13 protein-coding genes are annotated in these 11,813 nt (G+C 41.0%); 6 read left to right on the top strand and 7 right to left on the bottom strand.

Going from position 1 to position 11,813, the window contains the following annotated elements; genetic code table 11:
* Positions 1 to 14 precede the first annotated feature (14 nt).
* The 7 genes from JWG40_RS15290 to purF form a co-directional block, all read right to left on the bottom strand.
* The gene (locus JWG40_RS15290) at positions 15 to 686 is read right to left on the bottom strand and encodes a response regulator transcription factor (protein ID WP_002977218.1); all 672 of its coding nucleotides are present in this window, start codon (positions 684 to 686) and stop codon (positions 15 to 17) included.
* An 11-nt stretch (positions 687 to 697) separates the two neighbouring features.
* Positions 698 to 2,095, bottom strand: a complete 1,398-nt coding sequence (locus tag JWG40_RS15285; RefSeq protein ID WP_205286625.1) for an NAD(P)(+) transhydrogenase (Re/Si-specific) subunit beta — start codon at positions 2,093 to 2,095, stop codon at positions 698 to 700.
* The gene (locus JWG40_RS15280; RefSeq protein WP_135749844.1) at positions 2,095 to 2,385 is read right to left on the bottom strand and encodes an NAD(P) transhydrogenase subunit alpha part 2; all 291 of its coding nucleotides are present in this window, start codon (positions 2,383 to 2,385) and stop codon (positions 2,095 to 2,097) included. The genes JWG40_RS15285 and JWG40_RS15280 overlap by 1 nt, the downstream gene beginning before the upstream one ends.
* 244 nt (positions 2,386 to 2,629) lie before the next feature.
* Positions 2,630 to 4,039 carry an SBBP repeat-containing protein gene (locus JWG40_RS15275; protein ID WP_232369403.1) on the bottom strand — a complete coding sequence of 470 codons (1,410 nt, stop codon included), beginning with the start codon at positions 4,037 to 4,039 and terminating at the stop codon, positions 2,630 to 2,632.
* 50 nt (positions 4,040 to 4,089) lie between these two features.
* Entirely contained in the window at positions 4,090 to 4,806 is a 717-nt protein-coding gene (queC, locus tag JWG40_RS15270; protein WP_205286624.1) for a 7-cyano-7-deazaguanine synthase QueC, read from the bottom strand.
* A 9-nt stretch (positions 4,807 to 4,815) separates the two neighbouring features.
* The gene (gene queD / locus JWG40_RS15265) at positions 4,816 to 5,187 is read right to left on the bottom strand and encodes a 6-carboxytetrahydropterin synthase QueD (RefSeq protein WP_205286623.1); all 372 of its coding nucleotides are present in this window, start codon (positions 5,185 to 5,187) and stop codon (positions 4,816 to 4,818) included.
* The gene (purF, locus tag JWG40_RS15260; RefSeq protein ID WP_205286622.1) at positions 5,187 to 6,614 is read right to left on the bottom strand and encodes an amidophosphoribosyltransferase; all 1,428 of its coding nucleotides are present in this window, start codon (positions 6,612 to 6,614) and stop codon (positions 5,187 to 5,189) included. Before purF ends, queD begins: the two co-directional genes overlap by 1 nt.
* Positions 6,615 to 6,655: 41 nt before the next feature.
* On the opposite strand from purF, the gene JWG40_RS15255 reads away from it, so the two are divergent.
* The 6 genes from JWG40_RS15255 (at position 6,656) to JWG40_RS15230 (ending at position 11,809) form a co-directional block, all read left to right on the top strand.
* A complete protein-coding gene (locus JWG40_RS15255) occupies positions 6,656 to 7,870 on the top strand; it encodes a ribonuclease D (protein WP_205286621.1) in 1,215 nt (404 codons plus the stop codon).
* Positions 7,867 to 8,490 carry an NUDIX hydrolase gene (locus JWG40_RS15250; protein WP_408611536.1) on the top strand — a complete coding sequence of 208 codons (624 nt, stop codon included), beginning with the start codon at positions 7,867 to 7,869 and terminating at the stop codon, positions 8,488 to 8,490. Before JWG40_RS15255 ends, JWG40_RS15250 begins: the two co-directional genes overlap by 4 nt.
* An 86-nt stretch (positions 8,491 to 8,576) precedes the next feature.
* Positions 8,577 to 9,605 carry a vWA domain-containing protein gene (locus tag JWG40_RS15245; protein WP_408611535.1) on the top strand — a complete coding sequence of 343 codons (1,029 nt, stop codon included), beginning with the start codon at positions 8,577 to 8,579 and terminating at the stop codon, positions 9,603 to 9,605.
* A 29-nt stretch (positions 9,606 to 9,634) separates the two neighbouring features.
* The gene (locus JWG40_RS15240) at positions 9,635 to 10,165 is read left to right on the top strand and encodes a tetratricopeptide repeat protein (protein ID WP_205286618.1); all 531 of its coding nucleotides are present in this window, start codon (positions 9,635 to 9,637) and stop codon (positions 10,163 to 10,165) included.
* 78 nt (positions 10,166 to 10,243) lie between these two features.
* On the top strand, positions 10,244 to 11,455 hold the full coding sequence (locus JWG40_RS15235) for a Crp/Fnr family transcriptional regulator (RefSeq protein ID WP_205286617.1): 1,212 nt from the start codon (positions 10,244 to 10,246) through the stop codon (positions 11,453 to 11,455).
* Between the two features lie 48 nt (positions 11,456 to 11,503).
* Positions 11,504 to 11,809 (top strand): STAS domain-containing protein, encoded by a 306-nt coding sequence (locus tag JWG40_RS15230; protein ID WP_002972217.1) that lies wholly within the window; start codon positions 11,504 to 11,506, stop codon positions 11,807 to 11,809.
* Positions 11,810 to 11,813 lie beyond the last annotated feature (4 nt).

Genomic DNA, 11,813 nt, shown 5'->3' with positions numbered 1-11,813 from the left:
ATAGTTGTGAAGAATTAAGATACGACGATATCGGTTTTAGCTTGGGTGTATTTCCACTCTACAGCCACACGGATGAGTTTTTCGTTTTCCGTAATGCTGAGTTTGGATTTGATCCGAGAGCGTAAAGTTTCAATCGTAGAGGGAGCAAGTCCCATATTGGCTGCAATTTCCTTTACTGGCATTCCTTCGCCAATCATAAGAAACACTTCCAATTCGCGATTGGAAAGTCTGTCGATTGGATCCTTTTCGTCTTTTTGGGAAGCTCTGTAAAGGTGACCCAACAAACGAGTGGCTTGCGAGGAACTTACAAAATAATCACCTTTTAGGACAGTATGGATGGCTTCTACAATTTGTGTGGTCGTGTCTTCTTTGAATACATAACCCATCGCACCTAATTTAAAGGCACGATCTACAAAGGTATCATCCGTCAACATACTGATAATGATGACGGCGATATTTGGAAAAGTGGTTCGAAGGCGTTTGAGTAATTGCAAACCATTTTGGTTTTGTTTGAGTTGGATATCAATCAAGACCAAACTAGGTTGCAATTTTTCTATATCATTAAATGATTTTTCAATGTTATCCGCACTCCCGATGCACTCTAAATCTTCGGATTTAGCAATTAAGTTTTGTAGTGCATCTACTACAAGAGGGTGGTCATCAACGATATAGACTTGTTTCTTCATATTTTCCGGCTCTAAGATTCTTTTAAAGCTGCAATCATCTCTTGAGTTGCTTTTTTACCATCACCAAACAACATCAAACAGTTATCAGCGATGAAGAGTGGGTTAGGCACTCCCGCAAATCCAGGACTCAAGGAACGTTTAATCACAACTACCGTTTTTGCATTTCCTACATCCAAAATCGGCATACCGGCGATCGGTGATTTTGGATCTGTTTTTGCAAGTGGGTTAGTGACATCATTCGCACCATTGACTATCACAACATCAACATTTTCGAAAGTACTATTGATCTCGTCCATCTCTTTCAATCGATCATAAGGAATATCTGCTTCTGCAAGTAATACGTTCATATGACCAGGCATACGTCCTGCCACTGGATGGATTGCAAATGTTACATCGATACCGCGAGCTGTTAAAAGTTGGTATAAATCGCGTACTGTATGTTGCGCTTGTGCTACAGCCATACCGTATCCAGGGACAATCACTACAGTTCTTGCAACATCTAAGAGCATAGCCACTTCTTCGGCACTAGTTGATTTAACTTTACCTGAGTAAAAATCGCCATCATCCTTCATTTCTGTAGCGACAGCCCCGAATCCACCGAATAAAACATTCGTCAAACTACGATTCATCGCTTTACACATGATTTGTGTTAGAATGATTCCAGAGGCACCCACAAGGGATCCTGAAATAATAAGAACATTGTTGTTAAGAACAAATCCTGTTGCTGAAGCAGCGATACCAGAATAGGAGTTGAGAAGGGATATTACGACAGGCATGTCGGCTCCACCAATCGGGATCACAAGGAAGATACCGAGAAGTAAACTCACGCCACTTAAGATCCAATAAATGGATTCATCTGTAGGTTCTAAACATCCGTAAACACCAAGTCCCACAGCAGTAAGTCCAACTAGAATTTTGACAAGTTGGTCACCAGGATAACGGACAGCTTTTTCTGTAATAAAACCTTGTAACTTACCGAAGGCGATGAAACTTCCAGAGAAAGTAATTCCACCAACAATGGCAGAGAAAACAATCGAAACAATTTCTTGGTAATTAACTGCAAATGCATATTTAGGAATGGAAAGTTGTAATGCGGCACCTGCTACAAAAACAGAAGCAATCCCACCAAATCCATTGAGAACAGCCACAAGTTGAGGCATAGCGGTCATCTGGATTTTTATCGCTAAGATGATACCAATCACAGATCCAATAAGAACACCAACAATGATCCAATCATAAGTTAAGATGGCTTGGTCAAAAAGTGTGGCGACAACGGCTATGAACATACCCAAGGCACCGAGTAAGTTTCCTCGTGATGCCGTTTTTGGATGAGCTAGTTGTTTGATCCCAACAATAAAAAGAATGGAAGCAACAAGATAAGAAAGATTAAGAATGCTGACTAGTTCCATTATTTTGGTGTATCCTTTTTCTTAAACATTCCGAGCATTCGGTGTGTTACGAGAAACCCACCCACTACGTTGACCGTAGCAAAAATAACAGAGAGTAATCCCAAAATTTTGGTGATGTTACTTTCCTGGATTCCGGCCGCATAAAGCGCCCCAATCAAGGTAATGCCGGAAATGGCGTTAGAACCCGACATAAGTGGGGTGTGGAGGATGGGAGGGATTTTTGTGATGATTTCAAATCCCACGAAGATCGCTAGGACGAAAATCGTGACGGCTGTAACAAATATTTCCATAAACTAGTAGTAGTTATGGAAAAATTGGCCATTTTGGAAACAAAATTTTCAGGAATTTTACGCAAACTGGGGCCCTGATCCTAGTCATTGAACCTGATTTCCAAGGTAATGAATGCGATTCTTAATTCAAAATAAGAATCAAAACCACAGTTTCAACTGTACCACAGCGAAAATTTGCACTTCCAAGTGATGCAAATCTAAAATAACGATTGGCCCTATATCCCTCTTTTTGACCTTTTTAGCCTTAGTTATATTTCATAATATAGGCATCAAATGTTCCCTGTTTCGTTTGGCCATCAATACTTCCATCGGTTGAGCCGGTAATATAAAGAGTTCCATATTTGTTTGAAGAAATTCCTCTCCCATCCGTAGTAGACCCACTAACGCCAGACATACGAGCCCATACCAAACTTCCCTCTGCATCATATTTCGATAAATAAACATCCTGAAGTCCATTGAGAGTAGATCCACCCAAGTTACCATTGGTATTCCCAACTATATAAACATGTGATGCATTATCAGCATAAATACCATTCCCGGTAGTATCAGTCGCACCACCAGCTCCCAAAAGACGAGTCCAAAGTTTATCACCCGTTACACTATATTTAACAAGAACTTGGACCGTTGTGCCTGCTTTTATTTGTCCATCTAAATTACTGTTTGTTGATCCTGTAACATAGATGGAGCCTTTTTTATCAACGGATATGGACTTTATACTTGTTGATGCCCCAGAAACACCTAGAAATCGAACCCATTGGGCAACACCGCTGGTATGAAAAGAAACTAAATAGGAATCTGTTGATCCACCAGGAAGTGTATTCCCCAAAAATGTTGCAGCTGCACCCACTTGCCCTACTAGAAAAATATTTTTAGAATAAGGATCATATTGAACTTGCTGTCCATAAGAGCTTGCACCCCCATTATCGATGAGTCTCGTCCAAACATAATCTCCGAAACGATTGTATTTAAATAGGATAGTATTTCTTCCACCGGCAGCTACCTCTCCATTAATATTGGTTTCTTCGGTGTTTCCCGTAATGTAGACATTCCCTTCTCCATCGGAAGTAACTCCGTATCCTAATGTTTCACTACCTGTAGGAAAAATTCGTGTCCATATTACTGTTCCTGAACTACTGAGTTTAATTAGAATACTCCCAGCACCAACTGCAGAAAGTTCATTAAAGGGTCCTGCAGAGGATCCAACAATATATATATCCCCAAAGACATCGATATGCATTTGTTCTACGAAACTCGAAGAGGCAATGGTACTTCCCATCTGTCGAACCCAAAGCAGGTTTCCATTACTATCATATTTCGCAACGAAGAGGTCATTGTTTAATCCAGGTGATACCTTGGGCTGTCCCCCGATGGAACCAATTGTTGTTCCAGAAATATAAGTGTTACCGAATCGGTCTGTAGCAGCAGTGGAGGAAAATGTCTGAACAGAACCAACCTGGCCAAGTAACCTTGTCCATTCCTTAAGACCTTGATTGTCTTGAGGGATTTCGAAACAATCTGTTTCACCCAAAATACAACGAAGGAGCTCCGTTTCCCAAAATGCTTCTGAGCGAACATCAGCAGGATTATTCAATGACAAAACTTTACACTGCCATGCAGTCAAAATCATGAAGAACAACCAAAATCGAATTCGCATAAAAGTCCCTATAAATTCAGGATTAGAAAGTAGAGAATACAGACATTGGCTCACCCTAAAGAGGGATCTGTCATTCCTAATTCTGCAAACCCTTTGTTTCGAAGAAGACATGAGTCACATTTTCCGCAGGGTTTCCCCTTTACAGGATCGTAACAAGAATGCGTATCTTTTAGTGGAACTTGTAGTTCTAAAGCCCTTTGGATGATCTCTTTTTTGGACATTGTCAAAAGTGGTGTTTTAATTTGGATCGAATGCTCCCCTGTAACACCTGTTTTAGTCCCTAAATTGACCATCGCCTGATAAGCTCGAATAAATTCCGGACGACAATCGGGATATCCCGAATAATCCAATGCGTTGACTCCAATGTAGACCGAATCATAGCCATGGCCCTCTGCCAAAGAAATGGCAAAAGACAAAAAAAGAATGTTACGACCTGGCACATAAGTATTAGGAATTTCTGTGGAATTGGAATCTAAAATCTTTCCTGCGTTCTTTCGAATTTTTAGTTTCTTTTCTGTGAGAGAACTTCCCAAAAAAAACTCAGTATCCAATTTTTGAACCACATGAGGAATCCCCAAACGACTTGTGATAAGTTTACTTTTTTTTAGTTCGATGATGTGTTTTTGGGAATAGTGAAAGGAGATAGCAAGAATCGGAGGTTTTTTAACCTTGGGATAGCCATGTTCTTGCAAGGCTTCATACAAACAGGTGGTTGAATCCAGACCACCTGACAAAAGTACAACGGCTCCAGTGGATTTTGAAGACATATAAAAATCCTATTTAGGACCTCGGTAAACGCAAGAACTTGTGCAAGTTTCGTATAACGTAATTTTATCAAGTAACGGTAATTTTGGTTTTAATTGGTTCCAAAGCCAAACTGCAATGTTTTCGCTTGTTGGATTTTGAAGTCCCGGAACATCATTTAATACATAATGATCTAAATGTTCATCTAAGATTGGTTTTACGATGGATTTTAATTCTCCAAAGTCCATAATCCAACCCGTATGAGGATCAATTTGCCCTTTGAGATAAACTGCAAACCGAAAGCTATGGCCATGCATTCTTTTGCATTTATGTCCTTCCGGAACATTTGGTAAAAAATGGGCCGCTTCAAAACCAAAGGTTTTGGAAAGTTCAATCTCTTCCATCACTCTTCCGTCGCGTATTCCGTAAACAGTGACTTTTGATTTCCCGCATGGTCTTGGAATTCCACAGGGTAATTGGATGTAAAACAAGCATCACAAAACCCACCACCTTTATGGCCTTCCACAGCTTTGTGCATTGTATCCAATGTTAAATAAGCAAGGGAATCCACACGAAGGTACTTTTGGATTTCATCGATGCTATGTGTAGAGGCAATGAGTTCCTTATGAGTGGGAATGTCGATTCCGTAATAACAAGGAGAAACTGTAGGAGGTGCCGAAACTCTAAAATGGATTTCTTTGGCACCCGCGTTACGAATCATTTTAATGATCTTTCGGCTTGTGGTTCCGCGCATCACCGAGTCGTCAATGATGACCACTCGTTTTCCATTCACAACTTCTTTCACCACATTGTATTTGATTTTGGCTCCAAAGTCCCGAATTTTTTGGTCCGGTTCAATGAAGGTTCGACCAATATAATGGGAACGAACAAGGCCACTTTGGTAAGGAATCCCCGACTCTTCACTGTAACCAAGGGCTGCAATATTGGCGGAATCAGGAACTGGAATGATGACATCGGCTTCCACTGGCATAACGCGCGCTAATTGGCGGCCGAGTGACTTCCTTACTTTGTAAACCGATTCTTCAAAAATATAAGAATCGGGTCTTGCAAAGTAGATATATTCAAAAATACAAAGACTTGGTTTTGCTTTTGGGAATGGATAGAGAGAACGCACTCCGGTATGGTCAATCACAACCATTTCCCCCGGTTCTACATCACGTACATATTCTGTTTCTGTAATGTCGAAGGCGCAAGTTTCGGAAGCGAACACAATGGCTCCATCCGAACGTTTCCCCATCACGAGTGGTCGGAAACCATTCGGATCCCGAACCGCAATTAGGTATCTTGGAGTTAAAACTAACAGAGAGTAGGCACCACGAACTTGCCCTAGCGACTCACAGAGTGCTTCGAGTAAATCCGTTTTGTGGCTTTTCGCCATAAGGTGGACAATGACTTCGGAATCAATGGTGGTTTGGAAGATGGACCCGTCTCTTTCGAGGCGATTTCTGATGTCCCAAGAGTTCACCAGGTTTCCATTATGCGCCAGAGCCACAGGACCTAAGTGGGATTCCACGCGGATGGGCTGAGCATTTCTTAAAAAACTCGCTCCCGTTGTGGAATACCGGTTGTGGCCAATGGCCGAATCTCCAATGAGCTCTTTGATCTTCGGTTGAGTGAAGATATTTGCTACGAGACCCATATTGGCATACCGGTATAAGTGAGATCCATCAGTTGTGACGATCCCACTGGACTCCTGGCCTCGGTGTTGCATTGAGTACAAACCTAGGTAGGTAAAATTAGCAGCTTCCTTGCTATTGTAGATGCCGAATATGGCACATTCTTCTTTTGGTTTGTCAGATTGGAGAATCATTGTTAGAATGACAATTGCAGTATTTCCAAAATCCCAATTAGATGCAAATCAATTCCAACTATATTCTCGTTGATACGGCAAAAGCTTTGGATTTAGCTCTGATCAATCTCAGACAGTCCAAAATCATGTCAATCGACACCGAGTCCTCCGGTTATTACACGTACTATCCCAAAGTTTGTCTCATCCAGATCAATTCCAATGGCAAAAACTACCTGATTGACCCCCTAAAAATCACAAATTTGTCAGCTTTGGGTCCTTTGTTCGAAGATCCGAACATTCTCAAAATCTTCCACTCGGCACAAGACGACATCAAAGCCTTAAAAAGAGACTTTGGGTTCAAGTTTGTGAACACGGCAGATACAATGATCAGTTCTCGTTTGTTGTCATTAGAACAAAGTTCTTTGTCACATGTTGTGGAACATTATCATAAAGTTACGCTTTCTAAAGTAGAACAGAAGTCTAACTGGGAACTTCGTCCTCTCCAAAAACAACAACTCAAATATGCTGCGTTAGATACTGCATATTTAGAATCCATTTGGTTAAAGATGGAAGAAGAACTAAAACGTAGAACTCTCTACGATGAAGCAAAATCGGAATTTGAATTCATTGCATCTGAAGAGTATGTAGCCAAAGAAGGCGAAGGATTTTCTCTCGGAAAATTTCCTGACATATTAAATTTTACACCGCTCGAAAGAAGAAAAATTTTAGAACTCCTTCGTTATCGTGATGAAAAAGCAAAACGAATCAACAAAGCAAGTTTTCGAGTTTTTAATAACGATAGACTCTCACAAGCAGTGAGAGAACAACCTAACGAAGAAAAATGTGTTGAATGGTTTGGCAAAAAAGATGGAACCGAAATCTTCAAACTTTTAATTGCAGAATATAACGATCCCATCGACACATCAGAACTTTCCAAACGTCACGGCGAAGATTTAAACGAAGACGAAAATCATAAATTCCAAAATGCAAAAAAATGGCGGCTACGCATTATGCGCGCTAGGCGGATGGAACATTCTCTTCTTCCTTCTAACAAACAACTGATTAGCATTTTACGGGCTGCTCCAAAAGATTTGGAAGAACTAAAAGCATTACATGTATTTTCTGATTGGAAAGTTCAAAACTACGGTCCGAGTTTACTTGCTGCCATCCAAGGATTACCTTTTGATTCGATGATCAACCGTTTGGTGGCCATAAGATCCAAAGAAGCATTTGTTGCCAAACGAAGGAAAAATCAAAACTCGAAAGACGAGGGCTGATGTTACCCTACCGGTCCTTTGTCGAAAAACTTTCACGGAACTTCGACGAAATTCCTGAGACACCCGAAATCAAATCGGGTGTGATCTTCCCTCTTTACGGATCCAAAGAATTTGCAGAAGGAATCATCCTTACCGAACGTTCTAAAAATTTAAAATCCCATCCAGGCCAAATCTCCTTTCCGGGAGGTGTGAAAGAAGAAGAAGATCCTAATCTTCTTGTCACAGCTCTTCGGGAATGGGAAGAAGAAATGGGTGTCCACCGTTCCACTCTTCAAGTTCTAGGAAAACTGGAAGGCCTTCACACAAGGACGGGATTTCATATCACTCCGTTTTTGGCCACTTATGAAGGTGATTTTTCTTTTTACCACAACACGGCGGAAGTGGATCGGGTCATCCTCCTCTCTTTTTCCGATCTTTGGATAAAACCTTTTTATGCCATTCAGATCCCTGGCCGGGAACATTTTGCCTATTATTTTGATTTAGGAGACGGCCTTCTTTGGGGTGCCACCTGCGAAATGATCTTACGTTTCCTTCGGGAACATTCTTCCTTTGATCGAATTCCCCTGATCGTAAAATCCAACCTGACAAATCCGCCCTATTTAGACCCCAAATCCCTCTAAGGTCAAATTCGGTTTTCGCCGATGTTGTACAGGTGCGGAATCGAAAAACAAACATTATTTATCTGTTTTTGAATCGTTTCCTAACCATAACCATTTATTTTCTTTTACTTATATTCACTTCTCTTCCTGCACAAGTACAACCTAACAAAAGATATGTGTTTATCCTTGATGCCAGTGGTTCGATGTCGGAAAAATGGGATGGCAAAACTCGAATGGCCGTTGCCAAAGAAAAACTTTTACAAGTACTGGGCGGACTTCCAAAAGATGTGAGTGTGGGGCTTGTTGCTTACGGAAATCGAATTGCCGGTTGTACTTCTGCTCGTTTGTATCACCCCATCCAAAAAGGGGCGGCTTCCGTTGTGAGCCAAAAAATCTCCTCCATTGTTCCGGCAGGATCCACACCCATCGCACAAACCTTAAGTGTTGTGGGAGAATACCTCTTAAATGAGGTGCAAGAAACAGAAATTATCTTTATCTCCGACGGGGTCGAAAGTTGTGAAGGTGACCCAAAAGCTGTCCTTTACCAACTCAAACAAGCGGGTAAAAAATTCCGTTTGCAAGTCCTTGGGATTGATATTGATCCGAAGGGAGAAGAAGATCTAAAACGGCTTTCAATTCTCGGTGATGGAAATTATTATCCCTTAAAACGACCGGAAGACTATGATTCTTCCTTCCAACGGATTTTTTTTGCAAAAGAACCGGAATCTATGATTCTCTCTCATTCAGAATCAAAACCTCTGCAGACAGAAGTTACAATCTTACCCAAAGAAAACCAAATCAAAATTCTAAACATCCTTCCTTATGAAGATGGTTCCGAATCAGGTTACATTCTAAATTACGAATACACAGGTGTGGCCAATACTTCCTATATGGTGCAGTTATATCTTTATCCCGCTGAAGAAAAATTGCGAAGTTTTCCGATTCCTCCCTTACGCGAGAGGCGGATGGGAGATCTCACCAAACACCAAATCAAACTCCAAACGGGAGCAGAAGGAAAAGGCCGGTTTATTTTCCCTTTACCGACAGGAAAACGAATGCGAGCCTCCGCCGAACTTTGGGATATGACAGGGATTCCCAAAATTCTTGCCCTATCGGAAGAAAAACCCGTTCAGTAGAAACCAGGTTTCGACCGAAACTCTTAGTAATGAGACAGAATTCGACAGTCTGGCCTTTAGGAAAACGAGCCATTTTCACCCTCGGATTCCTTCTCTTTATGGGAATTTTGCCCCTAACTGCGGATCGTTCCGTAAGCCAAATTTTCGCAAATGAACGCACCAAACAAGGTGACCTTCTTTACCAAAAGGCCAAAGAATTTTTGGAAGATAGGAACCACTACCAATCTGTAGAATCCTGTAAAAGCTTTTTATTACTCTACCCAAGCCATCCGAAAACCAGAGAAGTGCGAAAGATTTTGAGTTCCAACTACCGAATGTCCGGAGATATTTTGGCTCTTGCCGAAAACGAACTGAAAATCTATAAAGAATTTCCCAATACAGAAGAAGGACTCGAATCGTACTTAATTTCGGGCAAAGCCTTTGTCCGTATGGGCCGAGAAGATAAGGCCTATCAGATTTTTCAGGACATTATCAAAAATACGTATTCGAGTAAAATTGCCCAAGAAGCGGAATTAGAACTGACTCAGATGGAAATTTTAGGAGAGAGTAAAAATAAGTAAATTTTACGAAAATATTGCCCTAGGGATCTCCGATAATAAACTAGGCACGTTGAGCAAAAAGGGTTCAGAGATTTAAGAATGTCGTTTTTTCAAATGGTTACTTTCCCGGCGAACTCCTACATCATTGTAGAGGGGAAAAAGGATGCGAACAATTTCTATATCATCCGTGAGGGTAAAGTACGTGTCACTCGTGAGACGGCTGTTGTCGGAGAAGATCCCAACCAAGTTTTAGGACCTGGTGACTTCTTTGGCGTAGTTGCTGCCATGAGCCAACACCCTCAGATCGAATCCGCCACATCCCTTACCAATGTATCTTTGATTTCTGTCAGTTATGACCAATTTGGAACCCTAATCCAAAAGTCTACTGCGGTTGCGATGAATATCATTCGTTTCTTCTCTATGAAGTTACGCCAGTTTGATACTACCATCACACGATTGTCCTTTAGAAATGCAGTCGAAGAAGATCCAAACGAACTTTTCAAAATTGGTGAATATTACTTCCAACAGCAAAATACTTCGCATGCCACTTTTGCTTACCAAAGTTATCTAAAACACCTTCCCAATGGGCAGTTTGTTCCTCAGGCAAAACTACGTTTACAAACGATAAACCAGCCGTTTCAAGCGGCTCCTATCGATTACAATAAATTCAATCGAAACTACAGAGATAGTGAGATGATCTTTTGTGAACACGAACCAGGTAAGGAATTATTTATTTTACAAAGTGGAAAGGTAAAAATTTCCAAAATCGTAAACCAAAACGAAGTGATGCTGGCTGTTCTCCAAGCGGGCGATATTTTTGGTGAGATGGCAATTCTCGATAACAAACCTCGTTCCGCTTCGGCAGTGGCCGCAGGGGACGTGGAACTACTTGCCATCAACAAAGCCAACTTTGAAGGTATGGTAAAAGCCCAACCACAATTGGCCACAAGGCTCATCACGTTATTATCTGAAAGGATTTGGATTGCTTACAAACAATTAGCGAACTTACTTCTAAAAGACCCACAAGGTCGTATCGTAGATACACTCATGACCTTGGCAGAAAAGAACAGAATCAAAGTGGCTCCCAAACAAGCCTACAATTTTGAAATTGGAACCAAAGACCTTCTGAAAATGGTGGGACTTACGGATCCAAAAGACGAACTCATCATTTCCGATATCATGAAGAATAATAAATTTATTCGTATGGATATGGGAAAAATTGTTTGTTCCGACATGGCAGAACTAGAAAAACTCGTCCAATTCTATCATAAAAAGGCTAACATGGAGAATAAGCTAAAGAAGTTGAAATAACTTCTTGCCAACTTTCCTCTCCTGACTTACGTTAGAGGCCAAAGAAATATGAGTGATAAGATACTAGTAGAAGAAAAGGGAAACACGATCCGTGTTCGCTTTATGGATCAGATTCTGGATGGAAACGCACCGGAACTCCGAGAAATATTAGCCGAGATCCTAGAAAAGAACGTTCAAGAAATCTATTTGGATTTGGAAAAGGTGGTAATTGTGAGTTCTCTTGGGATCTCTCGCCTACTTTCTTTCAAAAACAAAGCAGATGAAAAAAAGATGACAGTGAAGATTGTCAACATCCAAGAGAAACTAAAAGAAACTTTGAAGAAGTTGATGTTGGATCAGTTTTTTGGTCTCTAAACCA

Source organism: Leptospira abararensis, from assembly GCF_016918735.1.
Classification (GTDB): Bacteria; Spirochaetota; Leptospiria; order Leptospirales; family Leptospiraceae; genus Leptospira_A; species Leptospira_A abararensis.
Note: the sequence above shows the minus strand (reverse complement) of the source record. Positions and strands in the feature narration are given on the sequence as shown.